Source organism: Demequina sp. NBRC 110054 (assembly GCF_002090115.1).
Lineage (GTDB): Bacteria > Actinomycetota > Actinomycetes > Actinomycetales > Demequinaceae > Demequina.
The window spans coordinates 133,282-159,768 of record NZ_BBRK01000006.1 but is presented as its reverse complement, the minus strand read 5'-3'; the positions used below and the strand labels follow the sequence as shown (position 1 = coordinate 159,768).

At 70.5% G+C, this 26,487-nt stretch carries 23 protein-coding genes; 20 read left to right on the top strand and 3 right to left on the bottom strand.

Going from position 1 to position 26,487, the window contains the following annotated elements; genetic code table 11:
- Window positions 1–158 precede the first annotated feature (158 nt).
- The 16 genes from B7K23_RS13395 to B7K23_RS13320 all read left to right on the top strand — a co-directional run bounded on the left by B7K23_RS13395 (window position 159) and on the right by B7K23_RS13320 (window position 18,838).
- A complete protein-coding gene (locus tag B7K23_RS13395; RefSeq protein ID WP_084127141.1) occupies window positions 159–2,030 on the top strand; it encodes an alkyl/aryl-sulfatase in 1,872 nt (623 codons plus the stop codon).
- A gap of 59 nt (window positions 2,031–2,089) precedes the next feature.
- Window positions 2,090–2,983 (top strand): 4-hydroxy-tetrahydrodipicolinate synthase, encoded by an 894-nt coding sequence (dapA, locus tag B7K23_RS13390; RefSeq protein WP_084127139.1) that lies wholly within the window; start codon window positions 2,090–2,092, stop codon window positions 2,981–2,983.
- Window positions 2,980–4,662, top strand: a complete 1,683-nt coding sequence (locus B7K23_RS13385) for a ribonuclease J (RefSeq protein WP_084127137.1) — start codon at window positions 2,980–2,982, stop codon at window positions 4,660–4,662. Before dapA ends, B7K23_RS13385 begins: the two co-directional genes overlap by 4 nt.
- Window positions 4,663–4,729: 67 nt before the next feature.
- A complete protein-coding gene (locus B7K23_RS13380; RefSeq protein WP_084127135.1) occupies window positions 4,730–7,390 on the top strand; it encodes a DNA translocase FtsK in 2,661 nt (886 codons plus the stop codon).
- The gene (locus B7K23_RS13375) at window positions 7,375–9,660 is read left to right on the top strand and encodes a bifunctional diguanylate cyclase/phosphodiesterase (RefSeq protein WP_084127133.1); all 2,286 of its coding nucleotides are present in this window, start codon (window positions 7,375–7,377) and stop codon (window positions 9,658–9,660) included. The genes B7K23_RS13380 and B7K23_RS13375 overlap by 16 nt, the downstream gene beginning before the upstream one ends.
- 56 nt (window positions 9,661–9,716) lie before the next feature.
- A complete protein-coding gene (gene pgsA / locus B7K23_RS13370) occupies window positions 9,717–10,319 on the top strand; it encodes a CDP-diacylglycerol--glycerol-3-phosphate 3-phosphatidyltransferase (protein ID WP_159451424.1) in 603 nt (200 codons plus the stop codon).
- The gene (locus B7K23_RS13365; protein ID WP_084127129.1) at window positions 10,316–10,795 is read left to right on the top strand and encodes a CinA family protein; all 480 of its coding nucleotides are present in this window, start codon (window positions 10,316–10,318) and stop codon (window positions 10,793–10,795) included. Before pgsA ends, B7K23_RS13365 begins: the two co-directional genes overlap by 4 nt.
- Window positions 10,796–10,885: 90 nt before the next feature.
- The gene (locus tag B7K23_RS13360) at window positions 10,886–11,197 is read left to right on the top strand and encodes a helix-turn-helix domain-containing protein (protein ID WP_084127127.1); all 312 of its coding nucleotides are present in this window, start codon (window positions 10,886–10,888) and stop codon (window positions 11,195–11,197) included.
- A gap of 12 nt (window positions 11,198–11,209) precedes the next feature.
- Window positions 11,210–11,446: a DUF3046 domain-containing protein gene (locus B7K23_RS13355; RefSeq protein WP_084127125.1), complete on the top strand. Its 237-nt coding sequence runs from the start codon at window positions 11,210–11,212 to the stop codon at window positions 11,444–11,446.
- Between the two features lie 228 nt (window positions 11,447–11,674).
- Window positions 11,675–12,769, top strand: coding sequence for a recombinase RecA (gene recA, locus B7K23_RS13350; RefSeq protein ID WP_084127124.1), 1,095 nt, complete (start codon window positions 11,675–11,677; stop codon window positions 12,767–12,769).
- A gap of 11 nt (window positions 12,770–12,780) precedes the next feature.
- A complete protein-coding gene (locus B7K23_RS13345) occupies window positions 12,781–13,308 on the top strand; it encodes a regulatory protein RecX (RefSeq protein ID WP_084127122.1) in 528 nt (175 codons plus the stop codon).
- 39 nt (window positions 13,309–13,347) lie between these two features.
- A complete protein-coding gene (gene rny, locus B7K23_RS13340; protein ID WP_234996544.1) occupies window positions 13,348–14,826 on the top strand; it encodes a ribonuclease Y in 1,479 nt (492 codons plus the stop codon).
- Window positions 14,827–14,828: 2 nt separating this feature from the next.
- Window positions 14,829–16,361 carry a tRNA (N6-isopentenyl adenosine(37)-C2)-methylthiotransferase MiaB gene (miaB, locus tag B7K23_RS13335; RefSeq protein ID WP_084127120.1) on the top strand — a complete coding sequence of 511 codons (1,533 nt, stop codon included), beginning with the start codon at window positions 14,829–14,831 and terminating at the stop codon, window positions 16,359–16,361.
- Window positions 16,362–16,368: 7 nt separating this feature from the next.
- Window positions 16,369–17,355, top strand: coding sequence for a tRNA (adenosine(37)-N6)-dimethylallyltransferase MiaA (miaA, locus tag B7K23_RS13330; RefSeq protein WP_084127118.1), 987 nt, complete (start codon window positions 16,369–16,371; stop codon window positions 17,353–17,355).
- Between the two features lie 5 nt (window positions 17,356–17,360).
- Window positions 17,361–18,221, top strand: a complete 861-nt coding sequence (gene dapF, locus B7K23_RS13325) for a diaminopimelate epimerase (protein ID WP_084127116.1) — start codon at window positions 17,361–17,363, stop codon at window positions 18,219–18,221.
- A 2-nt stretch (window positions 18,222–18,223) separates the two neighbouring features.
- On the top strand, window positions 18,224–18,838 hold the full coding sequence (locus tag B7K23_RS13320; protein WP_084127114.1) for a YdeI family protein: 615 nt from the start codon (window positions 18,224–18,226) through the stop codon (window positions 18,836–18,838).
- A 52-nt stretch (window positions 18,839–18,890) separates the two neighbouring features.
- Here the strand turns inward: B7K23_RS13320 and B7K23_RS13315 are convergent, their stop codons facing one another.
- Window positions 18,891–19,523: a class I SAM-dependent methyltransferase gene (locus tag B7K23_RS13315; protein ID WP_084127112.1), complete on the bottom strand. Its 633-nt coding sequence runs from the start codon at window positions 19,521–19,523 to the stop codon at window positions 18,891–18,893.
- Between the two features lie 111 nt (window positions 19,524–19,634).
- Between B7K23_RS13315 and hflX the strand changes: the two genes are divergently transcribed.
- Window positions 19,635–21,134 carry a GTPase HflX gene (hflX, locus tag B7K23_RS13310; RefSeq protein WP_084127556.1) on the top strand — a complete coding sequence of 500 codons (1,500 nt, stop codon included), beginning with the start codon at window positions 19,635–19,637 and terminating at the stop codon, window positions 21,132–21,134.
- Complete coding sequence (locus tag B7K23_RS13305) at window positions 21,131–23,146, top strand: ATP-dependent DNA helicase (RefSeq protein WP_255376309.1); 2,016 nt, start codon at window positions 21,131–21,133, stop codon at window positions 23,144–23,146. Before hflX ends, B7K23_RS13305 begins: the two co-directional genes overlap by 4 nt.
- 78 nt (window positions 23,147–23,224) lie before the next feature.
- On the opposite strand, the gene lexA is transcribed toward B7K23_RS13305, so the two are convergent.
- On the bottom strand, window positions 23,225–23,935 hold the full coding sequence (lexA, locus tag B7K23_RS13300) for a transcriptional repressor LexA (protein WP_084127110.1): 711 nt from the start codon (window positions 23,933–23,935) through the stop codon (window positions 23,225–23,227).
- A 175-nt stretch (window positions 23,936–24,110) separates the two neighbouring features.
- On the opposite strand from lexA, the gene B7K23_RS13295 reads away from it, so the two are divergent.
- Both B7K23_RS13295 and nrdR read left to right on the top strand, forming a co-directional pair.
- Window positions 24,111–24,431 carry a LysM peptidoglycan-binding domain-containing protein gene (locus B7K23_RS13295; protein WP_143338296.1) on the top strand — a complete coding sequence of 107 codons (321 nt, stop codon included), beginning with the start codon at window positions 24,111–24,113 and terminating at the stop codon, window positions 24,429–24,431.
- A 138-nt stretch (window positions 24,432–24,569) separates the two neighbouring features.
- Complete coding sequence (gene nrdR, locus B7K23_RS13290; RefSeq protein ID WP_084127108.1) at window positions 24,570–25,031, top strand: transcriptional regulator NrdR; 462 nt, start codon at window positions 24,570–24,572, stop codon at window positions 25,029–25,031.
- Between the two features lie 169 nt (window positions 25,032–25,200).
- Here nrdR and serA read toward each other — a convergent pair whose 3' ends face one another.
- Complete coding sequence (gene serA, locus B7K23_RS13285) at window positions 25,201–26,406, bottom strand: phosphoglycerate dehydrogenase (RefSeq protein WP_084127106.1); 1,206 nt, start codon at window positions 26,404–26,406, stop codon at window positions 25,201–25,203.
- Between the last annotated feature and the right edge of the window lie 81 nt (window positions 26,407–26,487).

The window sequence follows — 26,487 nt, the reverse complement described above, 5'->3', positions numbered from 1 at the left end:
ATCACGCCGATGACCAGCACGAGCACCTCCATGATGCTCACGCGAGTCCTCGGTCTGAGGACTCGCGCGGCGGTCGCCTCTCCACGACTTGCGCGGCGGCTTCACCGGGGCGACGCTTGTCGCTAGGGGAGTTCTCATTGTCGAGAGCGAGGCTCATCATGCTGAAGAACGATCCGATCTCCACAGTCCGATTGGCGCACGCCGCGCAGTTCGCGATGCTGCCGTTCGACGACGCGGCGGACTTCGAAGCCGCGGGCCGAGGCTTCCTCGGGACGACGTCGGAGAGCACCATCGTCGACGACGACGGCAACGTGGTCTGGGACCTCGGGTCCTACGACTTCCTCACCGGCGACGCGCCCGAGACCGTGCACCCGAGCCTGTGGAGGCAATCGGTCCTCAACGCGAAGCACGGCCTCTTCGAGGTCGTCGAGGGGGTCTACCAGGTGCGCGGTTTCGACCTCTCCGTGATGTCGATCATCGAGACCGACACCGGCGTGATCGTCGTCGACCCGCTGATCTCCCGTGAGACGGCGAAGGCCGCGTTCGACCTGTACACCGAGCACCGGGGTCACAGGCCGATCCGTGCGCTGCTGTACACGCACTCGCACCTCGATCACTTCGGAGGAGCACTGGGGCTCGTGAGCGCGGAGGAGGCGGCGTCGGGTGCCGTGCATGTGCTCGCTCCCGAGGGCCTGGTCGGGCACGCCATCGCCGAGAACGTCTACGCCGGCACAGCGATGTCCCGCCGTGCGGGCTACATGTATGGCGCGAGCCTGCCGCGCGGTCCGCGCGGCGCTGTCGGCGCGGGCCTCGGACAGACCACCTCGACGGGCCACCCCGGCATCGTCCTTCCCACCCACGAGGTGAAGGCGACGGGGGAGAAGGTGACCGTCGACGGCGTCGACCTCGAGTTCCAGATGGCTCCTGGCACCGAGGCGCCCGCTGAGATGCACTTCTTCCTCCCGCGCTACGCGGCGCTGTGCATGGCGGAGAACGTCACCCACACCCTTCACAACATCCTGACGCTCCGCGGCGCTGTGGTGCGGGATCCCAACGTCTGGTCCCGCTACCTCACCGAGGCGCTCGCCCTCTTCGGCGATCGCGCTGAGGTGATGTTCGCGTCGCATCACTGGCCGACGTGGGGGCGCGAACGGGTCGTCGAGTACATCGCCGGCCAGCGCGACCTTTACAAGTACCTGCACGACCAGACGCTCAGGATGGCGAACAAGGGTCTCCAAGGCGCCGAGATCGCCGAGGCGATCACCCTGCCTCCCGCCCTCGAGCACACGTGGGGTGCCCGCGGCTACTACGGCTCCGTCAGTCATAACGTCAAGGCGATCTACCAGCGGTACCTGGGCTGGTTCGACGGCAATCCGGCGCGGCTGTGGCCTCACCCGCCGCAGGCCCTCGCGGACCGCTACGTCGCCGCCATGGGCGGCATGGTCGGAGTCCTTGCGCTGGCACGCACCGCGTACGACGAGGGCGACCTCCGGTGGGCCGCGACGCTGCTCGACCACGCCGTGTTCCACGACCCGGCGAACCCGGTGGCGCGCGAGCTCTACGCCGACACCCTCGAGCAGCTGGGCTACGGGTCGGAGAACGGCACGTGGCGCAACTTCTTCCTCTCAGGCGCGGAGGAGTTGCGGGAGGGCAGCTTCGGGACGCCCGTCGCCACGGCCGCGCCCGAGCTCATGGCGCAGCTCACCCCTGAGCAGATCTTCGATGCGATCGCTATCACCGTCGACGGCCCGCACGCGTGGGAGCTGCACCTGACGATCGGAGTCGTCCTCACCGACCTGGAGAGGGCGTTCGTGCTCACGCTGCGCAACGGCGTGCTGGTGCCGGAGGAGAGGACCCCGACCAAGGACGTCCAGGTCGTGGTGTCCCTGACCAAGCAGCGGCTTCTCGGGCTCGTCGCAGGAGACCTCGCCTCGCCGGGAATCGAGACCAGCGGAGATCCGCAGGTGCTGAGCGCGCTGCTCGGAGTGCTCGACCCGGGGGACCCGGGCTTCGAGATCGTGCTTCCCTGACGAGACCGCGGTGCCGCCACGAGCAGGGTGGATGGGCACGTGCGCGGTAGGTTGGTGCCATGACTGATCCCGCTCGTCCGTTCGGCACCGTACTCACCGCGATGGTCACACCGTTGCACGAGGGCGGAGCGATCGACTACAAGGGCGCTCAGCGACTCGCGCAGTACCTGGTCTCCCGCGGCTCCGACGGCCTCGTGCTGTCGGGCACCACCGGGGAGGCTCCGACCACGCACGCTCCGGAGAAGGTGGACCTGATCCGTGCCGTGCGCGAGGCGGTCGGCCCCGAGGTGACGATCCTCACGGGTGCCGGCTCGAACGACACCGCCCACGCGGTGCGCATGGCCGAGCAGGGCGAGGAGGCCGGCGCCGACGGCATCCTCGCGCTCGCGCCGTACTACTCCAAGCCGTCGCAGGCCGGCATCGTCGCGCACCTCCGAGCGATCCTCGGCGCGACCGGCCTGCCCGTGATGATCTACGACATCCCCGGCCGCACCTCGGTCGCGATCTCCGACTGGGCATACGACGAGCTCGCCCCGCACCCGCGCGTGGTCGCGGTCAAGGACGCGACCGGCGACGTCGCCACCGGCAAGGCGCGCATGGAGCGCACCGGCCTCGCCTGGTACTCGGGCGACGACGGGCTCACGCTCGACTTCCTGCGCGCGGGAGGGGTCGGCACGGTCTCCGTGATCGCGCACGTCGCCTCTCAGGAGACCAAGGCCATGATCGACGCGTTCCGCGCGGGCGACACTGCCGAGGCCGAGCGCATCCACGAATCCCTCCTGCCCGTCGTCGACGCGATGTTCGCCATCCCCGGCGCCGTCAGCGCGAAGGCCTCCATGCAGTGGGCCGGCGTCCTCGAGAACCGCGCGATGCGGCTCCCGCTGCTGCCCGCCACGCAGGCCGAGTACGAGGCACTGACCGCGGCCCTGGAGGCCGCAGGAATGACACGATGAACTTTCACCCCGAACTGACCGCACCGCCCGCCCTCAAGCCGGACACCCTCCGCATCGTCCCGCTCGGTGGGCTCGGCGAGGTCGGGCGCAACATGCACGTGCTCGAGCTGAACGGCAAGCTGCTGATCATCGACTGCGGCGTGCTGTTCCCCGAGGAGCACCAGCCCGGCGTCGACCTGATCCTGCCCGACCTCACCTACCTCGAGGACCGGCTGCCCGACATCGAGGCGATCGTCCTCACGCACGGCCACGAGGACCACATCGGCGCGGTGCCGTACCTGCTGCGCAAGAAGCACGACATCCCGATCATCGGCTCGCAGCTGACCCTCGCCTTCATCGAGGCGAAGCTCAAGGAGCACCGCATCACGCCGATCACCCTCGCGGTGAAGGAGGGCGGCCGAGAGCAGATCGGTGCGTTCGACCTCGAGTTCGTCGCGGTCAACCACTCGATCCCCGACGCGCTCGCGGTCTTCGTCCGCACGAGCGCGGGCACCGTGCTCAACACGGGCGACTTCAAGATGGACCAGCTGCCGCTCGACGGTCGCATCACCGACTTGCGCGCCTTCGCCCGCATGGGCGAGGAGGGCGTCGACCTGTTCATGGTCGACTCCACGAACGCCGAGGTCCCGGGCTTCACGACGGCCGAGGCGGAGATCGGGCCGACGCTCGACGGGCTGTTCGCGCAGACCGAGGGGCGCATCGTCGTCGCCTCGTTCGCGAGCCACGTCCACCGCGTGCAGCAGGTCATCGACGCGGCCCACAAGCACGGCCGCAAGGTCGCGCTCGTCGGCCGTTCCATGGTCCGCAACATGGGCCTCGCCGCGGACATGGGCTACCTCAACGTGCCCGCCGGCATCCTCGTCGACCCCAAGAAGGCCGACCACATGCCCGGCCACCAGGTCGTCTACATGTCGACCGGCTCGCAGGGCGAGCCGATGGCCGCGCTGAGCCGCATCGCGACCGGGGACCACAAGGTCACGGTGGGCGAGGGCGATCTCGTGATCTTCGCATCGTCCCTGATCCCCGGCAATGAGAACTCCGTGTACCGCGTGATCAACCTGCTGATGCGGCTTGGCGCGACCGTCGTGCACCAGGCGAACGCGCGCGTGCACGTCTCGGGCCACGCGAGTGCGGGCGAGCTGCTGTACTGCTACAACATCCTGCGCCCCAAGAACGTGATGCCGATCCACGGCGAGGTCCGTCACCTGCTCGCAAACGGCAAGCTCGCGATCAAGACGGGCGTGCCCGCGAAGAACGTGATGTTCGCCGAGAACGGCGTCGTGATCGACCTCAAGGACGGCCAAGCGCGCATCGTCGGCGCGATCGAGCACCAGAACGTCTACGTCGACGGCTCGTCCGTGGGCGAGATCACGGAGACCGAGCTCAAGGACCGCCGCATCCTGTCGGAGGAGGGGTTCGTGTCGGTGTTCGCCGTGATCGACTCCTCGAACGGCAAGGTCGTCAGCGGACCCGAGGTCCACGCGCGCGGACTCGCGGAGGACGACGACGCGTTCGCGTCGGTGCTCCCCAAGATCCGCGAGGCGCTCGAGGAGGCGGCGGCTGGAGGCTCGACCGACACGCACCAGCTCCAGCAGGTGATGCGTCGCGTGCTCGGCCGCTACGTGGGCACGAAGCTGCGTCGCCGCCCGATGATCGTCCCGATCATCATCGAGGCGTAGCCGCATCCGGGTGCCGTCGCCGCGCCTCACGCCCAGTCCGCGCAGCGCGTCGTAGATTGGCGGCATCATGGCTCAAGCACGCTCCAGCGGTTCCCGCACGACGACGGCCAAGTCCAAGGCGTCGTCCTCGCGCTCGCGCGCGCCCCAGAAGAAGCAGCCTCCGCTGATCCTGCGGATCCTCGTGGGGATGTGGAACGGGCTGATCCACGGAATCGGCGCGATCTTCCGCTCGCTCGGCCAGGGCGCCCGCGACGTGAGCCCCGAGGTGCGTCGCGACGGGGCGGCCTTCGGACTGCTCATCCTCGCCGTCGTCGTCGCCGCCCGCGAGTGGTGGCAGATCGACTCGTGGTTCGGCGACCTCGCCCATCGCGTCTTCGCGGGCACCTTCGGCGTGCTCGCCGTCGCGCTGCCGCTCGTCCTCCTCGCGTTCGCCATCCGGCTGTTCCGCGCGCCTCAGGAGGACGACGCGAACCAGCGCATCATGGTCGGCGGGCTGCTCGTCGCCATGACTCTCGGCGCGCTCATCCACCTCGGACACGGGCGCCCCTCGCCGCTCGACGGGCTCGGTCCCGTGCAGGAGGCCGGCGGCATCCTGGGCTACGTGCTCGGCACCCCGCTCGCGGCCGCCGTGACCGTCCCCGTCGCCGCGATCATCCTGGTGCTCCTGCTCGGCATGTCGCTGCTCGTCGTGGCCGGGATCCCGCTGCGCGACGCGGTGGCTCGCGCGCGCGGGCTGGGTTCGCGCTTCTCCGGTCGACGCGCGTCTGTCGACCCCGACGACGACACCCTGGTGCTTCCCGACCACGGCTCTCTCGAGGGCGACGAGGCACCACGCCGGCGCCGCAGCCTGCTCGGCCGGCTGCGCAAGGACGACGACTCGCTCGACTCGTACGAGGGCGACGAGGCCTTCCAGGCCTCGGCGACCGTCGAGCGCACGGCGACCGACGCGCCGCTGCGCCCCGCGAGCGGCGACCGTGGCGAGGACCCGGGGGTCACCGAGGTGCTCGGAGAGCCGCGCGAGGCGCCCACCGCGCTCACCGCGGCGGTCTCGCCGTACGTCACGGGCATCGAGGAGGACGACGAGGCGGCCGACGAGTACGAGTCGGATCCCGAGGCCCCCACGGAGCCCAGCCCCTCGATCTCCGCGCCGATGACGACGCGACTGGTCCCTCAGGGGGAGCAGGGCGAGCTCGACGAGACGGGCCCGTACTACCTGCCTGACCCGAACGTGCTGGTCCAGGGTGCCCCGCACAAGACCCGCTCCGCCGCGAACGACCGCGTCGTCGAGTCGCTCCAGGCGGTCTTCGAGCAGTTCAACGTCGACGCGGCCGTCACGGGCTTCACGCGCGGCCCGACGGTCACGCGCTACGAGATCGAGCTCGGCACCGGCGTGAAGGTCGAGAAGATCACGCAGCTCAGCAAGAACATCGCGTACGCCGTCGCGAGCCCCGATATCCGCATCCTCTCGCCCATCCCGGGCAAGATGGCGATCGGCATCGAGATCCCGAACGTCGACCGCGAGACCGTCTCGCTGGGCGACGTGCTGCGCTCGCCGCAGGCGATGAAGAACGACCACCCGATGGCGATCGGCATCGGCAAGGACGTCGAGGGTGGCTTCGTGATGGCGAACCTCGCGAAGATGCCGCACATGCTCGTCGCGGGTGCGACCGGCGCCGGAAAGTCGTCGTTCGTGAACTCGATGATCACGTCGCTGCTCATGAGGGCCACCCCCAAGGAGGTCCGCATGGTCCTCGTGGACCCCAAGCGCGTCGAGCTCACGATCTACGAGGGCATCCCGCACCTCATCACGCCCATCATCACGGACCCCAAGAAGGCCGCGCAGGCGCTCGAGTGGGTCGTGAAGGAGATGGACACGCGCTACGACGACCTCGCGCTGTTCGGCTACAAGCACATCGACGACTTCAACAAGGCGGTTCGCGCCGGCAAGGTCAAGCCGCTGCCGGGCTCCAACCGGCGCATCAAGACGTATCCGTACCTGCTCGTGATCGTCGACGAGCTCGCGGATCTCATGATGGTCGCCCCGCGCGACGTCGAGGACTCGATCCAGCGCATCACGCAGCTCGCGCGCGCCGCGGGCATCCACCTCGTGCTCGCGACCCAGCGACCCTCGGTCGACATCGTGACCGGAACCATCAAGGCCAACGTGCCGTCGCGGCTCGCGTTCGCGACGTCCTCGCTCGCCGACTCGCGAGTCGTGCTCGACATGCCCGGTGCGGAGAAGCTCATCGGCCAGGGTGACGCGCTCTTCCTGCCGATGGGGGAGTCGAAGCCGATGCGCGTCCAGGGCGCGTGGGTGTCCGAGACCGAGATCCACGCCGCGGTCGAGCACGTGAAGACGCAGGCCGAGCCACAGTTCAGGGACGACGTCGTGCAGCCGCAGGCGAGCTCCGTCGTCGCGGAGGACATCGGCGACGATCTCGAGGACCTCATCGCCGCGGCCGAGCTCGTCATCACGACCCAGCTCGGCTCGACCTCGATGCTCCAGCGCAAGCTCAAGATGGGCTTCGCGAAGGCGGGTCGGCTCATGGATCTGCTCGAGACCCGCGAGGTCGTCGGACCCTCGCAGGGCTCCAAGGCGCGTGATGTTCTTATCAGACCCGATGACTTGGCCGCGACCCTGGCTATCCTCAGGGGTGAGCGCCCGGCGACAGCTGTCGAGGTGACTGACGACACCGACACTGAGGATGTGCCATGGGAGGACTCGTAGGCGACGCGGCGAGGATCGCGGCCGCCGGCGGCGACGACGGCGCGTCCGTGTTCTCGATCCTCGTGCTCGCTGTGCTGGTCGCATTCGCGGCTGCCTTCTTCACCTTCCTGGTGCGCGCGCGGATCGCGCGTGAGGCGCGGGATGCGGCGGTCGCCCGCGAGATGGCGCTGCGCCGGCAGTTCGACGCGGTCATGTCCTCCTCGCGTGACGGTGTGCTGATCACGACCCGCCACGGAGACGTCCTGCTGCTGTCGGACACCGCGACTCAGATCCTGGGCGTCACGCGCACCGAGATGCTCGGCCGGTCGATCGCGCGACTGCCGCTGCGGATCGTCGACGAGCGGATGCGTCCGGTCCTCGCGCAGGAGGTGTTCGCGCCGCGCGCCGACGACACGGTGCCCCGCATCGTCGGCGTCCCGGGTCGGCGCGGCACGGACGACGTGCGCTGGGTTCAGGTGTCCTCCAAGCTGCTCACGGGCGAGGAGGACGGCGAGCCGATCACGGTCACGACGATCATGGACACGTCGGGCCTGCGCGAGGCCGCCGAGGCGCTCAACCGCTCGGACGCGCAGTTCCGCAAGGCGATGCAGAACGCCCCGGTCGGGATGGCGCTCGTCGACCTCGAGTGGCGGCTCATGGAGGTCAACCGCGTCTTCGCGGAGATGATGGGATCCACCGTCGTCGGGCTCCGCGGCACGCCGTTCTCGGCGCTCTCGCACCCGCAGGACCGCAACGCGGAGGACGATCAGCTCCAGCGCCTGTACGACGGCTTCCAGACGCGCTTCACGTGCGAGAAGCGCTACGTGCGCGCCGACGGCCACGTCGTGTGGGCGGTCCTCGACGTCGGGCTCGTCCGGTACGCCGGAGGAGCGCCCGATCACTACGTGGTCCAGCTGCGCGACACCACCGACGACCGCATGACCTCGGAGCTCATGGCGCACCGCGCGCTGCACGACCCGCTCACCGGGCTCGCGAACCGCACGCTCCTGCAGGACATCCTGCAGCGCCTCCTGTCGGACCCGGACGATGCGCAGGTCGGGGTCGTCGCGGTCGACCTGGACGGCTTCAAGGGTCTCAACGACCGCTTCGGGCATGCCGCGGGCGACCACGCGCTCGTCCACGTCGCGGGCGTCCTGCGTGGCGCGGCGGCAGGTCGCGGCGAGGTCGCCCGGATCGGCGGCGACGAGTTCATCGTCGTCGTGCACAGCGACGACTGCGCGGCGGTGATGAAGGACATCGCCGACGCCGTGCACGACGGGCTGCGCACCCCGCTGCAGATCAAGCGCCACCAGATCCGCCTGAGCGCGTCGATGGGCTTCGCCGTCGCGGACGACGACATCGCCGCAGGGGGACCCGCGGCGCTCCTCGGCGCGGCCGACGGCGCCATGTACCGCGCCAAGGCCGGGGGACGGGGTCGCACCGAGGCATACGACTCCCGCGTGCAGGGGCCCTCCGAGTCGGAGTCGGCGCTCACCCTCGAGCTCGACGACGCGGTGCGACGCGGCGATCTTGTGCTCCACTATCAGCCGATGTACGACCTCTCGACGCGCAAGGTCGTCGGCTTCGAGGCCCTCGTCCGGTGGCAGCACCCGACCCGCGGACTGCTCCTCCCCGGGGCCTTCCTGCCGCTGCTCAAGGACCGCGACCTCGCTGTCGTGCTCGGCACGACGCTCGTCGAGCAGGCCGCCGAGTTCCTCGCCGCGCAGCCCGACGACCAGACCTGGGTGTCGATCAACGTGTCCGCGGAGCAGCTCGGCAACTCCGAGTTCGCCGACAGCGTCCTCACCGCGATCGGGAAGCACCGCCTGAGCCCGCAGCGCATCGTCGTCGAGCTCACCGAGGCCTCCCTCGTCGCGCCGAACACGCGCGTGCGCCACGAGCTCACCGAGCTGCGCAACGCGGGGGTGCCGATCCTGCTCGACGACTTCGGCACGGGTGTCTCGCCGCTGTCGTACCTGCGGGATCTGCCCGTCTCGGGGGTGAAGCTCGACATGTCGTTCGTCGCAGGGATCCCCGAGGACCCCGCGGGGGCCCGCGTCTCCCGCGCGCTCGGAGCGCTTGCGCGCGAGCTCGGCCTTGCGACGATCGCCGAGGGCATCGAGACCGAGGCGCAGGCGGACTTCCTCGCGAACTGCGGCTGGCGGCTCGGGCAGGGCTGGCTCTTCGGAGTGGCCCAGCCCGCGCAGACGCTGCTCGACATGGGCCTCGACACCGGGATCTTCCTGATCGATCCGCGCCCGCGAGACGAGGAAGGCGTGCTGGAATCGTGAGCGCCGCGCGCCTCGATCCGGCGTGGGCGGTGCCCTCGCCTTAGTAGGGTGTGGGGGTGACCTCCGCCCTGCCGAACATCCTCACGGTGCTGCGCCTCGTCGGCGTGCCCGTCGTGGTGGTCGCGCTGCTCGTCGACGGCGGCGCCGGCGGCACGTGGCGGTGGGTGGCCTTCTGGGTCTTCGTCGCGGCCTCGATCACCGACTACCTCGATGGATACCTCGCGCGGCGCTGGGATGTCATCTCCAACTTCGGCAAGCTCGCCGACCCGATCGCAGACAAGGCACTCGTGCTCGGGGCGCTCGGCTCTCTCATCGTGGTCGACGGCCTGCAGTGGTGGCCCGTCGCGATCATCGCCTTCCGCGAGGTCTACGTCACCGTCGGGCGCCTCCTGGTGGCCTCCGACGTCGTGATCGCGGCCTCCCCGGGAGGCAAGGTCAAGACAATCCTCCAGCTCGTGTCGGTGAGCCTGTACCTCTTCCCGCCCGCTCCCGCGTGGATGCTCCTGCTCGCCTGGGTGCTGCTGCTCGGCGCGACGGCTGTGGCCGTCGTCTCGGGCATCGACTACGGCATGAAGATCGCGAAGGCGCGACGCGAGCACCCGCCGCAGCCGGGCGACCACAGGGTGCCCAAGCCGGAGGCCGGAGGGTTCCCGCAGTGACGTCCGCTGACGAGGTCGTGGCTCAGGCCGCGGCCGGCGGCGTGACCCTCGCGTTCGCGGAGTCGCTCACGGGCGGCGCCGTGTGCTCGGCCCTGGTGTCGGTTCCGGGAGCCTCGCAGGTGCTGCTGGGCGGCATCGTGTCGTACACCGTCGAGGCGAAGCACGCCCTGCTCGGCGTGCCGGCGGAGCTGCTCGACGAGCGCGGGCCGGTCTCCGAGGAGGTCGCGATCGCGATGGCGACAGGCGTGCGCGCAAGGCTCTGCTCCGACATCGGCGTCTCGACCACGGGAGTGGCGGGCCCCGATCCGCACGACGGCAAGCAGCCGGGCACCGTGTGGGTGGGCGTCGCGACCGCATCCGGCGCGAGCGCGCACAAGCTTGCGCTGTCGGGGGACAGGGCTGCGATCCGGCAGGCGGCCGTCGACCGCGCGCTCGACGCGGCCCTCGCGGCCACGAGTGAGGTTTCACACGCTTGAAACTGTTCCGTAGTCTGCCGGAACAAGCGTGGGGTAATGTGCGTTGTGTCAGACATGAGAGACGGTCTGATGGTCGAGAGAGGAGGACGAATGCCCATTCTGCGAACAGAGCTCGGCGACGTTCTCCGTGAGGCGCGCCTGACTCAGGGCAAGACGCTGCGTGACATCTCGTCCGCGGCGCGGGTCTCGCTCGGCTACCTGTCCGAGGTGGAGCGCGGCCAGAAGGAGGCCTCCTCGGAGCTCCTCGCCTCGATCTCGGACGCCCTTGAGGTTCCCATGTCGGACATCCTCCGCGAGGTGTCCGACCGCTTCGCCACGGCCGAGACGTTCGACGAGGTGTCGGTCATGCCGACCATCCCGGACACCGCCCAGGAGCTTCTCGACTCGATGCCGCGCCGCTAGCGGACGCCGTCAGTGCGCCACAGCGAGTTCTGGTCACTCATGGACGCCGTCTTCGGCGAGGCCTACGCACCCACGCTCGCGCGCGACCACGCGCTCACCGCGCTGTCCTCGCGCACCTGCGTCCAGGCCCTCGACGACGGGGTCGCACCGCGCGACGTGTGGCACGCCCTGTGCGACGAGCTCGACGTGCCGCTCGATCGCCGCGACGGCGGTGACCGGCGCAGGGTGATCCCGCCCCGCCGAAGCTGACGAGCGCGTCACGGCGGCGGTCCGCCGTACGGGGACGATGCACGCGCCACGCGGCGTGTCGCTTGCGATCGTTCGAACATTCGTTCGATACTTGTGCACAGGACGCCGGGACACGGCGCTCGTCCCCAGCGGGGAAGGGTGCCGGGACCGCGATGTCAGTGGTCGGATCTAATGTCGGTCACGTTCTACGGCTCACCGGCCGACACCGCGAGACAGGGGAGAACCCGCATGGCACAGGCAGCAGACCGCGCGAAGGCGCTCGAGGCCGCGCTCGGACAGATCGACAGGCAGTTCGGCAAGGGCTCGGCGATGAGGCTCGGCGAGAAGCAGGTCGTCCCGGTCGAGGCGATCCCCACGGGTGCGCTGGCGCTCGATATCGCGCTCGGAATCGGCGGGCTGCCCCGTGGCCGCGTCGTGGAGATCTACGGTCCCGAGTCCTCGGGTAAGACGACTGTCGCGCTCCACGCGGTCGCGAACATGCAGAAGGCCGGCGGCGTCGCGGCATTCGTCGACGCGGAGCACGCGCTCGACCCCGAGTACGCCCGCAAGCTCGGTGTGGACACCGACAACCTCATCGTCTCGCAGCCGGACACCGGCGAGCAGGCGCTCGAGATCGCGGACATCCTGGTCCGCTCGGGCGGTATCGACATCCTCGTCATCGACTCCGTGGCGGCCCTTGTGCCCAAGGCGGAGATCGAGGGCGAGATGGGAGACTCCCACGTCGGTCTGCAGGCCCGCCTGATGTCGCAGGCGCTGCGAAAGATCACGGGTGCGCTCAACACGACCGGCACCACCGCGATCTTCATCAACCAGCTGCGCGAGAAGATCGGCGTGTTCTTCGGCTCGCCCGAGACCACCACTGGTGGAAAGGCGCTCAAGTTCTACTCGTCCGTGCGCCTCGACGTGCGTCGCATCGAGACCCTGAAGGACGGCACGGACCCGGTCGGCAACCGCACCCGCGTCAAGGTCGTCAAGAACAAGATGGCGCCCCCGTTCAAGCAAGCGGAGTTCGACATCCTCTACGGCCAGGGCATCTCGACCGAGGGCGGCATCATCGACCTCGGCGTCGAGCACGGCTTCGTGAAGAAGTCCGGGGCCTGGTACACCTACGAGGGCGATCAGCTCGGCCAGGGCAAGGAGAACGCCCGCAACTTCCTCAAGGACAACCCGCAGCTGGCGATCGAGATCGAGCGCAAGGTCAAGGCCAAGCTCGGCATCGGTCAGGCCGCTCCCGCGGCGGAGGCGGAGGTCTCCGTGGATGACGTTCCGGAGTCCGCGCCCGCGAAGAGCACGGCGAGGCGCGGCCAGAAGGCCGGGGCCTGAGCGGAGCCGGGATGGCGGGGCGACCGCGTACCAGGGCCAAGCGCGCCGACGACACGACCGATCCCGCCGAGCGGGCGAGGGAGATCGCCCTGAGGCTGCTTGACCACTCGCCGCGGTCGAGTGCGCAGCTTCGTGCGGGTCTGCTCCAGCGTGAGGTGGATCCGGACACGGCCGATCTCATCATCGAGAGGTACACCGAGGTCGGTCTCCTCGACGACGCCGCGCTTGCCGCCACGATTGCCCGCACCCGGCACCGGGAGCGCGGGCTGTCGCGGCGGGCCGTGGCGGACGAGCTGCGCCGCAAGGGCTTCGACGCGGAGGACGCGGAGGCGGCGCTCGAGCAGATCTCGACCGACGACGAGCGAGAGGCGGCGCGCGAGCTCGGCGAGCAGCGCTGGCGTCGGCTCTCCTCGCACGATTCCCGCACCAGGTCGCGCCGCGTCGCGTCCATGCTCGCGCGCAAGGGATATTCGCCCTCGCTCGCATTCGAGGTCGTGCGAGAGCTCGAACGTGCCGATAATGACGGAGAGTCTGTCTGAGCCGGTGGCGCCTGCCCGATCCGGCGGAAAGGGGAGCGCGTGGAGCCCATCATCATCGTGATGCTCCTCGGCGCCTCCCTGGTGGCCCTGTTGCTGGTGATGTTCGCCCGGCGCGAGGCCGCGGCGGAGCGCGAGTCCGCGCACCGCGAGGCGGAGTCACTGCGCAGTGAGGCGCGCGCCGCGATCGCCGACGCGGCACGTCGCGAGCAGCAGGTCGTGGAGCGCGAGAAGGAGATCGCGGCCGACCACCGCAACGCTCAGGCGTACGCGCGAGGGCTCGACGAGCGTGTCGAGGTGATCGCGCGCGACGAGAAGCGACTCATGAGGGACCGCAGCGCACTCGACGCAGAGCGGAACCGGCTCCGCGCGGAGCACGCGCAGGAGATGGCGCAGCTGACGGAGACGGACCCCGAGGCGCTCCGCGAGGAACTGAGGGCGCAGCTGCTCGAACAGGCCCGCGACGCGGCCCAGACCGAGCTGCGCAGGCTCGAACGCAAGTCCGAGTCGGAGGCGACGTCACGCGCGCGGGAGATCCTCGTCGACGCCATGCAGCGGCAGACTGGCGAGACCACGACGCACGCGACCACCACCTGGATCCCGCTGCCCAATGAGGAGATGAAGGGGCGGATCATCGGTCGAGAGGGCCGCAACATCCGTGCGTTCGAGTCCCTCACCGGCGTGAACCTGATCCTTGAGGAGAACGTCGAGGCGGTCCAGCTGTCGTCCTTCGACGTGCAGCGACGCGAGATCGCCGAGGTCGCGCTGCGGGCGCTCATCGAGGACGGGCGCATCCAGCCGCAGCGCATCGAGGCGGCCTATTCGCGCGCGCTTGTCGGCTCGGATCAGCGACACCGTCAGGCGGGTCTCGACGCGCTGGACGAGGCGGGCGTGAAGGGCCTGCCCATGCCCGTGGTCGACACGCTCGGACGTCTGCGCCTGCGGACCTCCTTCGGCCAGACGATCCTGGGGCACCTCGTCGAGAGCGCACAGCTCGCGGCGACCCTGGCCGCGCAGGTGGGCGCGGACGTCGAGCTCGCTCGCAGGGCGGCGTTCCTCCATGACATCGGCAAGGCCTTCACCCCCGAGCGCAAGGGACCGCACGCGCAGATCGGCGCGGAGTTCCTCGCCGAGCACGGCGAGGATGCGATGGTCGTCAACGCGGTGGCTGCGCACCACGACGAGGTTCCCCAGCTGACGCTCGAGGGTGTGATCGTGCAGATCGCGGACTCGCTGTCGGCGGCCCGCCCGGGGGCGCGGCGCGAGGACCTCGACAGCTACGTGCAGCGCATGGAGAGCCTCGAGAAGATCGTGGGCAGCCACGCGGGCGTGGCGAAGGCGATCGCGATGTCCGCGGGACGCGAGATGCGCGTCGTCGTCGAGCCGGACGAGGTCGACGACGAGGGGGCGCGGGTGCTGGCGCGTACAATTGCTGAGCACATCAGCAAGGACCTCACGTTCCCCGGAGAGATCAAGGTGACGGTGATCCGCGAACTACGCGCGGACGCCGTCGCAGGATAGGCATGACCGACACCACCCTCGCCCCCACCTACGTCGTGCGCACGCTCGGCTGCCAGATGAACGTCCACGACTCGGAGCACATGGCCGGGCTGCTCGAGGACGCCGGCTACGCGGCCGCCGCGCCCGACGCCGAGATCGCCGACGTCGTGGTGATCAACACCTGCGCCGTGCGCGAGAACGCCGCGACCCGTCTCTACGGCAACCTCGGCCAGCTCGCCTCAAAGAAGGCGGCGCGTCCCGGGATGCAGATCGCCGTCGGCGGCTGCCTCGCGCAGAAGGATCGCGGCGAGATCCTCGACAAGGCCCCGTGGGTCGACGTGGTCTTCGGCACGCACAACATCGACGTGCTGCCCGCGCTGCTCGAGCGTGCGCGTCACAACGCGGAGGCGCAGGTCGAGATCGAGGAATCCCTCAAGGTCTTCCCCTCGACCCTCCCGAGCAGGCGCGACGCGATCGCCTCTGGCTGGGTGTCGATCTCGGTCGGCTGCAACAACACGTGCACCTTCTGCATCGTCCCGTCGCTCCGAGGCAAGGAGCGGGACCGCCGGCCGGGCGAGATCCTCGCCGAGGTCGAGGCGCTCGTGTCCCAGGGTGCCGTTGAGGTCACCCTCCTCGGCCAGAACGTGAACTCCTACGGCGTCGAGTTCGGCGACCGGGGCGCCTTCGCGAAGCTGCTGCGCGCATGCGGCGACATCGAGGGGCTCGAGCGCGTGCGCTTCACGTCGCCCCACCCGGCAGCGTTCACCGACGACGTCATCGAGGCGATGGCCGAGACGCCGAACGTCATGCCGAGCCTGCACATGCCGCTGCAGTCCGGCTCGGACCGCGTGCTGCGCGCGATGCGCCGGTCGTACCGGTCCGAGCGGTTCCTGGGCATCATCGACCGCGTGCGCGCGAAGATGCCGGACGCGGCTATCACCACGGACATCATCGTCGGCTTCCCCGGGGAGACCGAGGAGGACTTCCAGGAGACGCTGCGCGTGGTCGAGGCCTCCCGCTTCACGTCGGCCTTCACGTTCCAGTACAGCCCCCGCCCCGGTACGCCCGCCTACGACCTCGAGCCGCTCCCCAAGGCGGTGGTGCAGGAGCGCTTCGAGCGGCTCATCGCACTCCAGGACCGCATCACGCTCGAGGACTCGCAGCGCTTCACCGGCCGCACCGTCGAGCTGCTCGTGCTCGACGGCGGCGGACGCAAGGACGACGCCTCGGCGCGCATGTCCGGCCGCGAGGAGGGCAACCGCCTCGTGCACTTCTCGCTTCCCGAGGGCGACGGCCCCGACGGCCTCGGCGCCCCGCGCCCGGGCGACCTGGTCACCGTCGAGGTCACCAAGGCAGCGCCGTACCACCTCATCGCCGACTCGGCGATCGAGGGCGGCGCGTACGCGGTGCGTCGCACCCGTGCGGGCGACACGTGGGACGCCGTCCAGCGCGGCGAGCACAGCCACGGCGGAGGGGACTCATGCGGCACCGGCGGCTCCGCGCTCGCGGGCCCCGTCGGCCTCGGCATGCCCTCGCTGCGCCGCGTCGGCGCCTAGGCCCGCCGTGGAGCAGGCCACGCCGTCTGGCGCCGCGCCGCAGGTCATCGCGGTCGTCGGCGCGACCGCGACCGGCAAGTCGGCGGTCAGCGTCGCGCTCGCGCACCTGCTGACCGAGCGCGGCACGCCGGCCGAGATCATCAACGGCGACGCGATGCAGTTCTACCGGGGCATGGACATCGGGACCGCCAAGATCTCGGACGACGAGCGCGAGGGCATCCCGCACCACGAGCTCGACTGGCTCGACGTGACCGAGGACGCCTCGGTCGCGCGCTTCCAGGAGCGTGCGCGCGCCGACATCGACGCGATTCACGCGCGCGGAGGGCGGGCCGTCGTCGTGGGCGGCTCGGGACTGTATCTTCGGGCGCTGCTCGACGTCTTCGAGTTCCCCGCGACCGATCCCGAGCTGCGCGCCCGCCTCGAGGCGCGCGCGGAGGCCGAGGGGCCCGGAGTCCTTCATCGCGAGCTCGCCGCGCTCGACCCCGATGGAGCGCGGGCCCTCGACCCGCGCAATGAGCGACGCGTCGTGCGCGCGCTCGAGGTCGTCACGCTCACGGGCAAGCCGTTCGGCACCTCGCTGCCGCGCCATCAGTACGCGATCCCCGCGATGCAGGTGGGCCTCGAGCTCGGATACGACGTGCTCGACCCCCGCATCGAGGACCGCGTGACGCGCATGTGGGAGGGCGGGCTCGTCGACGAGACGCTCGCGCTGATCGACGCCGGCCTGCGTGAGGGAACCACCGCGCGCCGTGCGGTCGGCTACGCGGAGACCCTCAGGCATCTCGACGGTGAGCTCGACGAGGCCGAGACCAGGGAGCTCATCGCCCAGCACACGCGTCGGCTCGCGCGCCGCCAGCGTCGCTGGTTCAACCCGGACCCGCGCGTCGGTTGGGTGCCGGCGCCAGCGGATGCGGCGGACGTAGGCAGGGCCGCGCGGGCCGCCCTCGCGATCGTCGACGCGGGCGGTCGACCCGGTGACGCCCCCGTAGGGTAGGAGCCATGACGACGCTGCACTTCACCAAGGGACACGGCACCGAGAACGACTTCGTGCTGCTGTTCGACGAGCGCGGCGAGCTCGACGTCACTCCCGAGAGGGTGCGCTTCCTGTGCGAGCGCCGCGCCGGCATCGGCGGTGACGGTATGATCCGCGCGGTGCGCGCGGGCTCGCTCGATGCAGGCGCCGGCTTCGCCCCCGACACGTGGTTCATGGACTACTGGAACGGTGACGGCACGACGTCCGAGATGTGCGGCAACGGCGTGCGCGTCTTCGCGCGCTTCCTCGAGCGCGAGGCCGGGGTCGACCTCGCGGGCGGGCTCGCGATCGGCACGCGCGCGGGGGAGCGCACCGTCACGGCGTTGGGCGATGGGCGCTACTCGGTCGGGATGGGCCGATGGATCGTGTCCGAGGACGACGCGGTGGTGACCGCGGCGGGTCTCATGCCTCCCCGGCTCGCGCAGCCGGTCGATGTCGGCAATCCCCACCACGTCGTCGCGCTCGCCTCCGTGGACGAGCTCGAGGCGCTCGATCTGCACGAGGCGCCCGTGGTCGACCCACTGCCGCCCGAGGGGTCCAACGTCGAGTTCGTCGTGATGCTCGGCATCGAGCAGGGCGAGGGCGAGCCCCGCGGGCGCGTGCGGATGCGCGTGCACGAGCGGGGCGTCGGCGAGACTCGGTCGTGCGGCACGGGCGCATGCGCGGTAGCGCTCGCCATGCGGTCGTGGGCGGGGGAGTCCTCGCCGGCCGTGTGGGACATCGAGGTGCCCGGCGGGGAGGTCACGGTGCGCATCGAGCCCGATCACACCGTCCTCGAGGGACCAGCGGTGCTCATCGCCGACGGCTCGGTCTCGCTCCCGGACTAGCCATGTCACGGTCCGAGCGCCCCGGCGACGCCTCTCGGATCGACTCGGCCCCGCGCCTCGAGCCCGCGGACGTCGGCGCATGGCGGGACTGGCTCGACGCGCATCACGCGGACGCGTCCGGCGTGTGGGTCGCGTTCCTCCGCAAGGGTGCGCAGGTGCCGGGGATCACCTACGACGACGTCGTGCGGCAGGTGCTGTGCTTCGGGTGGATCGACGGGACGACGCGGCGGCTCGACGACGCCCGCACGTGGCAGTACTGCGCTCCCCGCAAGCGAGGCTCGGGATGGGCGCGCAGCAACAAAGAGCGGATCGCGCAGCTCGACGCCGAGGGCCTGCTCGCGCCGGCTGGCAAGGCGGTCATCGCCGCGGCGCAGGCGGACGGGTCATGGACGATGCTGGACGACGTCGAGGCCCTGATCGTTCCTTCCGACCTGGAGGCGGCCCTCGCGAGTCGATCGGGTGCGCGAGAGGCATGGGAGGGATTCACGGCCTCGGTCCGCAAGCAACTGCTCGGTCACGTGGCCACGGCGAAGCGTCCCGGTACGCGGCAGGCGAGGGTCGAGGCGATCAGCGACGCGGCCGCGCGGGGCGAGGCCTTGGGGCAGCAACGACCCTGAAATCGGATCCGGGCGAGCGAGCACATCGTCCCGGCTCCCGCATCGTCCCTGGTCAGGAGGCCTGGGCCGCCTCGACCCGGAGGACCCTGAAGCCCTTCGCCGACGCGATCTTCTCGACGTGGCCCCACGCCCCGGTGCCCTCGCCGATGTCGGCGAGCCAGGCCATGAGCGAGTCCGCACCGAGGTTCTTCTGGACCACGAGGTAGGCGACGCCGCCGGGCGCGAGCCGGGGCAGCCACTTGAGGAGAAGCTCGCGCAGCGCGGTCTTGCCGATCCGGATCGGCGGGTTGGACCAGATCACGTCGAAGCGCTGGTCGACCGGGACCGCGTCGGGCACGGCGGCCACGATCGGCGCGAGGGGGGCGACGGCGTTGACGCGCTCGACGTTGCGGCACAGCAGGTCGAGGGCGCGCTCGTTGACGTCCACGGCGGTCACGTTCGCGTGGGGCGAGCGCAGCGCGGCGGTCAGCGCGATCGGACCCCAGCCGCAGCCGAGGTCGAGCACGCGTCCGTGCGGGTTGGGCGCGGTGCGCAGCAGCACCTGCGTGCCGCGGTCCACGTGATCGGGGGAGAAGACGCCGGGCGCCGTCTCGAGGGTCAGATCCTTGCCGGCGAGCGTCACGGAGATCGTGCGCCTCTCATCGGGCGAGGCTGGCTGCGCGCTGAAGTAGTGGTCGTCGCTCACGCCTGAAGCGTAACCTTCCCCGGACCATGGCTCAGGGCATCCGCGGGGTGAGACAATGGATCACCTATGACAGACCGCCTTCACCGCATCGACGACGACCTCGACACCGTCATGGACGACGGGCCCCTGGAGGACCGCGCGTCCGCCCCCGACGACGACGCGCGGACCGACGCCGTGCTCGAGCGGATCCTGTCGCGCTCGGGCACTGCGGTGAGCGAGGGCGCGACCTCGGAGACCGACTACGACGGTGACCAGTACGACCGTGAGGAGCGCGCCGCGCTGCGTCGCGTCGCGGGGCTCTCGACGGAGCTCGAGGACGTCACCGAGGTCGAGTACCGCCAGCTGCGCCTCGAGCGCGTCGTGCTCGTCGGCCAGTGGTCGCACGGCACCGCGCAGGACGCCGAGATCGGTCTGCGCGAGCTCGCCGCCCTCGCCGAGACGGCCGGTTCCGAGGTTCTCGACGGCGTCCTCCAGCGTCGTCCGCATCCCGACCCCGCCACCTACATCGGCGCGGGCAAGGCCCAGGAGGTCCACGATCTCGTCAAGGCCGTCGGGGCTGACACCGTCATCGTCAACGACGATCTCGCGCCCAGCCAGCGGCGCGCGCTCGAGGACGTCGTCAAGGTCAAGGTCATCGACCGCACCGCGCTGATCCTCGACATCTTCGCGCAGCACGCGAAGTCCCGTGAGGGCAAGGCCCAGGTCGAGCTCGCGCAGCTCGAGTACCTGCTGCCGCGCCTGCGCGGCTGGGGTGACTCGATGTCCCGCCAGGCCGGTGGTCGCGTCGCGGGCGGTGAGGGCATCGGCTCACGCGGTCCCGGTGAGACGAAGATCGAGCTCGACCGTCGCCGCATCCGCACGCGCATGGCGATGCTGCGCCGCCAGATCAAGGCGATGGAGCCCGCGCGCGCGGTGCGTCGAGAGCGCAGGCTCGGACTTCCGAACGTCGCGATCGTGGGCTACACGAACGCCGGCAAGTCGTCCCTGCTCAACCGCGTGACCGGCGCGGGCGTGCTGGTCGAGAACGCACTCTTCGCGACCCTCGACCCGACCGTGCGACGCTCTCAGACCCCGGACGGGCGCGCCTTCACGGTGTCCGACACCGTCGGGTTCGTGAAGGACCTTCCGCACCAGCTCGTCGCGGCCTTCGCGTCGACCCTCGAGGAGGCGGCCCACGCCGACCTCGTCCTGCACGTCGTCGACGCCGCCCACCCGGACCCCGAGGGGCAGATCCGCGCGGTGCACGAGGTGCTCGCGGACGTTCCGGGCGCGACCGACGTCCCCGAGCTGCTGGTCCTCAACAAATGCGACGTCGCGGATGCCGCGACCGTGCTGCAGCTCAGGTCCCGCCGCGAGCGGTCGGTCGAGGTGTCCGCGCTCACGGGCGAAGGCGTCGCAGAGCTCATGGACGTCATCGGCGAGATGCTGCCCCGACCCGGGGTCAAGGTCGACCTCGTCGTGCCCTACACGCGCGGCGACCTCATCAGCGAGGCACACACGCACGGCGAGGTGCTCGGCGAGAGCCACGAGGCCGACGGCACCCACCTGGTCGCGCTCGTCGACGAGTCGCTCGCGGCCCGCCTGGAGGCGAGCGCGGCGGCCGCCTCGTGACGCCGGCCCCCCACGCGGAGGTTGAGGACCTCGATCGGGACGATGCGGTCGTCGCTGAGGGATCGGACGTCGCCCTCGACGACCCGCACGAGGTCGCGGAGCTGCTCGAGGCCGCGGTCGAGGCGCTGTCGGGCCGCCCTCGCGAGGGGCAGCAGCGGATGGCCGCCGTGGTGGCGAAGGCCCTGCACGACGGAGAGCATGCACTCGTGCAGGCCGGCACGGGAACCGGAAAGTCCCTCGGCTACTTGGTGCCCGCGGTCGCGCACGCGGCGCGCACGGGCCAGCGGATCGTCGTCTCCACCGCGACGCTCGCTCTCCAGCGGCAGGTCTACACGAAGGACCTGCCGATGGTCCTCGACGCCCTCGAGCCGGTCCTCGGCAAGCGGCCGGGCGTCGCTCTGTTCAAGGGGCGCTCGAACTACCTGTGCGTGCACCGCCTCGGCGGCGGCTACCCCGAGCCCGACGACGATCGACTCTTCGACGTCGGCCCGACGAGCGACCTCGGTCGCGAGGTCGCGCGCCTGCATCAGTGGGCGGACGAGACCGAGACCGGCGACCGCGACGACCTTGTCCCGGGCGTGTCCGGCAGGGCGTGGGCGCAGGTCTCCGTGTCCGGGCGCGAGTGCCTCGACAGTAAGTGCCCGATGGCGGACGAGTGCTTCTCCCAGCGCGCGCGCAAGGAGGCGACCGACGCGCGCATCGTCGTGACGAACCACGCGGTGCTCGGGGTGCAGGCCGCGAGTCACGACCTGCTCGGCGAGCACGACGTGCTGATCGTCGATGAGGCGCACGAGCTGGTCCAGCGCATCACCTCGGCCGCCACGCACGAGCTCACGGTGCGCGGGCTCGACCGCGCGGCGAGCGCCGTGCGGCGCTGCGGCAGGACGACGGACGACCTGGACCGCGCCGCGCGCGCCGTCGACTCCGCCCTCGGCGACCTCACGGTCGGGCGCCTGCGCCGCGGCCTGCCCGAGGAGCTCGCCGCCGCGGTCGAGCTGGTCCGCGGCGCCGCGCGCACGCTGCTCACAGAGGTCGCGAAGACGCAGGAGCAGGCGGGAGCGGCGGCGAAGATGGCGAGCGCGGCGCTCACCGAGATCGTCGACGTGTGCGCCGAGCTGCAGGGGGAGGAGGGGCGCTACGTCATCTGGCTCGCTCCTCCGGACGGCGAGTACGACGAGGAGCGGCCCTCGCGCATCGTCGCGGCTCCGCTCGACGTCGCGGGGCTGATCGGGCACCGGCTGGCCGAGGAGAAGTCCGCGGTGTTCACCTCGGCGACGCTCGCTCTCGGGGGCGGCTTCGACTCGATCGCGCGCCACCTCGGGATGGACGACCCCGTGACCCTCGACGCGGGCAGTCCCTTCGACTATGGCCGCCAGGGCATCCTCTACGTCGCGTCCCACCTTCCGCGCCCCACGCAGGGCGGGATCTCCGAGGAGGCGATCGAGGAGCTCGTCGCGCTCGTCGAGGCCGCGGGAGGCAGGACGCTCGGCCTCTTCAGCTCGCATCGGGCGGCCCAGGCTGCGACCGAGGCGCTGCGCGAGCGGCTCGATCTGCCCGTGCTCAACCAGAAGGACGACCAGCTCCCTACTCTCGTGAAGCAGTTCGCGGAGGACCCGCGCGCGTGCCTGTTTGGGTCCACCTCGCTGTGGCAGGGCATCGACGTGCCGGGAGCGACGGCATCGCTCGTGGTGATCGACCGCATCCCGTTCCCGAGACCCGACGACCCGGTGTCGCAGGCACGTACCGAGGCCGTGGGCGCCGCAGGGGGCAATGGCTTCATGGCGGTCAGCGCGACGCATGCCGCACTGCTCATGGCACAGGGCGCGGGACGCCTGATCCGATCCATGGATGACCGCGGCGTGGTCGCGGTGCTCGACTCGCGGCTCAAGACCGCGCGCTACGGAGGGTTCCTCGCCCGGTCGATGCCGCCCCTGTGGGGAACGACGGATCGCGAGGCGGTCCTCGGAGCGCTGCGGCGCCTGGACGATGCGGCGTGCGCCGACGGTCGGTAGGGGCCGCGTGGCGCGTCGCGCACACCTGCGGGGTGTCGCTGGGAAGTGTGCTGCAGTCCCGCCTAGGGCCGGGGAGCGCTAGAGGCGGCGCATGACAGACACGACCTTGCCCATGATCTGGGCATGCGTGCCATCGATCGGCGTGTAGGCGGGGTTGTGCGGCATGAGCCACACCTGACCGTCGCGTCGCCGGAAGGTCTTCACGGTTGCCTCGTCGTCGAGCAGCGCGGCCACGATGTCGCCGTTCTCGCACGTCGCCTGCCGGCGGACGACGACCCAGTCGCCGTCGCAGATCGCGGCGTCGATCATCGAGTCTCCGGAGACGTTGAGCATGAACAGCTCGCCCTCGCCCGTGAGCTGGCGGGGGAGCGTGAAGACGTCCTCGACCGCCTGATCCGCGAGGATCGGGCCACCCGCGGCGATCCGGCCGACGAGCGGCACGCCGACCGTCGGGCCGTCCGCGAGGGCCGCGGGGACGGCCGCGGCCTCGGGAAGCTCCGGGGGAGCCGCGGCATCCTCGGGCATGACGACCTCGATCGCGCGCGGGCGGTGCGGGTCGCGGCGCAGGAAGCCCTTGGACTCGAGCGCGCTGAGCTGATGCTTGACCGATGAGGTCGACGTGAGCCCGACGGCCTCCCCGATCTCGCGCATCGACGGCGGGTAGCCGCGCGAGGCGACCGAGTCGCGGATGTGCTCGAGGATCAGGCGCTGCCTGTCGGTGAGGGCGTTCTCCGCGTGCACGTCCGGGAACGCGTGGATCGTCGCGTCCTGCCGATCGCCGTCAGCCATGGTGTCGCCCTCCGTCCGAGCCGGGATGTCAGACCCCGGTGATTCCTTTGTCTCGAACCTAGGGCAGACGAGTGGCCAAATCAAACATTTGTTCGAGCGTGTCTTGTGAATGTCGCCACTCGGTGCTACAACTAGAACAGACGTTCGATAGAACATATGTTCGAAGGAGGATGACATGTCGATCGGAAACGTGACCGTGACCGCACCCCGGACGGCCTCTGCCCGCCTGCGTCGGGCGCTCGTGCTGATGGTGCTCCTCGCCCTCGCGATGCTCATCGCGCCCCGCGCGCTCGCGGGTGCCGACGCGGTGCCCGTCGAGTCGTCGCTTACCTCGTACACCGTCGCGACCGGGGACACGCTTTGGGAGATCGCCTCGGCGCTCACGCCTGCTGGCGACGACGTGTCGGAGACCGTCGCAGAGATCGTCGAGATCAACCGCATGGCGGACTCGTCGCTCATGGCCGGCGAGCAGATCCTGATCCCGATCGAGAGCTGATCCGGAGCGGCGCAGGTGCCCTCCCTCGAAGACTCCCGTGACCCCCGAAGTCTTCCAAGCGGCCGATGCTCGCAGTCGGACTTGCGTGCGCCGGGACGATATGTGCGTGACTGGTGTGAATCGTGGGAGAGTAGGGGCATGTATTGCCCGTTCTGCAGGAACCCTGACTCCAGGGTCGTCGACTCACGCGTCGCCGACGACGGCGGTCAGATCCGGCGTCGTCGAGAGTGCCCGAGCTGCGGCAAGCGCTTCTCGACCGTCGAGACCCCCACGCTGATGGTGGTCAAGAGGACGGGTGTCGCCGAGCCGTTCAGCCGCGACAAGGTCGTCACCGGTGTGCGCAAGGCGTGCCAGGGGCGCCCCGTGAGCGACGACGATCTCGTGAAGCTCGCCTACCGCGTCGAGGACACCATCCGCGAGGGCGGTCAGGCCGAGATCAACGCCCTCGACATCGGGCGTGCGATCCTTGCGCCGCTGCGCGACCTCGACGAGATCGCCTACCTGCGATTCGCGAGCGTGTATCAGGCGTTCGACACCCTCGACGACTTCCAAGCCGCGATCGACCGGCTCCGCGCCGAGGACGCCGCGCGCGAGAAGTAGGCGCGATCCGAGAGAGGCGGCCGCCCGTGGGCCTCTTGCCGTTCGGGTGCGCCACCGGGCCGATGCTCGACGGAGGCGGCGTGCCCTTGCCGGGGCGCTAGGCGCAGCGCACACGAGAGAGCCCGCCGCGGACCAGGGTCCGGGCGGGCTCCTTCGTCGGGTGATCGGGTCAGGAAACGACGCGCACCTTCACGGTCCCGGGCATCCCGCGCAGCTCCTCGACCGTCTCGCGGCTCAGGCCCGAGGCGACGTCCGTCACCACGTAGCCGAGCTCTCCGCGGGTCGAGAGCATCTGCGCGTCGATGTTCACGCCGTGCGCCGCGAAGACCTGGTTGACCGCGGCGAGGACGCCGGGCACGTTGGCGTGCAGGTGGGCGACGCGGTGCGAGCCCTGGACCTGCTCGAGCGACAGGCTCGGCAGGTTGACCGACAGCGACGTCGACGCGTGCTTGACGTAGTCGCGCAGGCGTGAGGCGACGAACTGACCGATGTCGCGCTGCGCCTCCTCGGTCGAGCCGCCGATGTGCGGCGTGAGGATCACGTTGCGCTTGCCGCGCAGGGGCGACTCGAACAGGTCGCCCTTCTTCTTGGGCTCGACGGGGAAGACGTCGAGCGCGGCTCCGCCGATCGCGCCCGACTCGAGCGCCTCGCCGAGCGCCTCCATGTCGGTGATGAATCCGCGCGAGAGGTTCAGGAACTTGGCGCCGGGCTTCATCGCGGCGAACTGCTCGCGGCCGAAGAAGTTCTGGTTGCCCGCGCGGCCGTCGACGTGCAGCGTGACGATGTCGGCCTCGCCGAGCAGCGCCTCGAGCGAGGGCATCGGCGTCGCGTTGCCGAGCGCGAGCTTCTCCGAGGTGTCGTAGAAGATCACGTTCATGCCGAGCGCCTCGGCGATCACGGACAGCTGCGAGCCGATGTTGCCGTAGCCCACGATGCCGAGCGTGCGGCCGCGGATCTCGTGCGAGCCCTCGGCGGTCTTCGACCACACACCCTCGTGCATCTGGTTGTTGTGCTCGGCGAGCCGACGCGTGAGCGAGATCATCTCGGACACGGCCATCTCGACCACGGAGCGCGTGTTCTGGAAAGGCGCGTTGAACGCGGCGACGCCGTGACGCGCGGCCGCGTCCAGCTCGATCTGGTTCGTGCCGATCGAGAACGCGCCGACCGCGAGGAGCGAGGGCGAGGCCTCGATCACGCGCTCGGTCAGGTGGGTCTTGGAGCGGATGCCGAGCAGCTCGACGCCGTCGAGGGCGGCGATGAGCTCGTCCTCGTCCATCGCTCCGACGTGGTTGTCCACCTCGATGCCGGCCTTGGTGAGGACCTCGGTGGCACGGGGGTGGAGGGATTCAAGGAGAAGTGCGCGCACGAGCGTCATACTCTCGCAAAACAGCGGGATGACCAACTTCGAGCACCCGGTGCCCCCGAACTCGGGGGTGGGACCGCGTGTCGTGCGGTT

What these genes read in the sequence shown, in the direction of transcription:
- B7K23_RS13395 (WP_084127141.1), top strand. Translation starts at nt 159, where the DNA reads ATGCTGAAGAACGATCCGATCTCCACAGTCCGATTGGCGCACGCCGCG.
- dapA (WP_084127139.1), top strand. Translation starts at nt 2,090, where the DNA reads ATGACTGATCCCGCTCGTCCGTTCGGCACCGTACTCACCGCGATGGTC.
- B7K23_RS13385 (WP_084127137.1), top strand. Translation starts at nt 2,980, where the DNA reads ATGAACTTTCACCCCGAACTGACCGCACCGCCCGCCCTCAAGCCGGAC.
- B7K23_RS13380 (WP_084127135.1), top strand. Translation starts at nt 4,730, where the DNA reads ATGGCTCAAGCACGCTCCAGCGGTTCCCGCACGACGACGGCCAAGTCC.
- B7K23_RS13375 (WP_084127133.1), top strand. Translation starts at nt 7,375, where the DNA reads ATGGGAGGACTCGTAGGCGACGCGGCGAGGATCGCGGCCGCCGGCGGC.
- B7K23_RS13360 (WP_084127127.1), top strand. Translation starts at nt 10,886, where the DNA reads ATGCCCATTCTGCGAACAGAGCTCGGCGACGTTCTCCGTGAGGCGCGC.
- recA (WP_084127124.1), top strand. Translation starts at nt 11,675, where the DNA reads ATGGCACAGGCAGCAGACCGCGCGAAGGCGCTCGAGGCCGCGCTCGGA.
- B7K23_RS13345 (WP_084127122.1), top strand. Translation starts at nt 12,781, where the DNA reads ATGGCGGGGCGACCGCGTACCAGGGCCAAGCGCGCCGACGACACGACC.
- miaB (WP_084127120.1), top strand. Translation starts at nt 14,829, where the DNA reads ATGACCGACACCACCCTCGCCCCCACCTACGTCGTGCGCACGCTCGGC.
- dapF (WP_084127116.1), top strand. Translation starts at nt 17,361, where the DNA reads ATGACGACGCTGCACTTCACCAAGGGACACGGCACCGAGAACGACTTC.
- B7K23_RS13320 (WP_084127114.1), top strand. Translation starts at nt 18,224, where the DNA reads ATGTCACGGTCCGAGCGCCCCGGCGACGCCTCTCGGATCGACTCGGCC.
- hflX (WP_084127556.1), top strand. Translation starts at nt 19,635, where the DNA reads ATGGACGACGGGCCCCTGGAGGACCGCGCGTCCGCCCCCGACGACGAC.
- lexA (WP_084127110.1), bottom strand. Translation starts at nt 23,935, where the DNA reads ATGGCTGACGGCGATCGGCAGGACGCGACGATCCACGCGTTCCCGGAC.
- B7K23_RS13295 (WP_143338296.1), top strand. Translation starts at nt 24,111, where the DNA reads ATGTCGATCGGAAACGTGACCGTGACCGCACCCCGGACGGCCTCTGCC.
- nrdR (WP_084127108.1), top strand. Translation starts at nt 24,570, where the DNA reads ATGTATTGCCCGTTCTGCAGGAACCCTGACTCCAGGGTCGTCGACTCA.
- serA (WP_084127106.1), bottom strand. Translation starts at nt 26,406, where the DNA reads ATGACGCTCGTGCGCGCACTTCTCCTTGAATCCCTCCACCCCCGTGCC.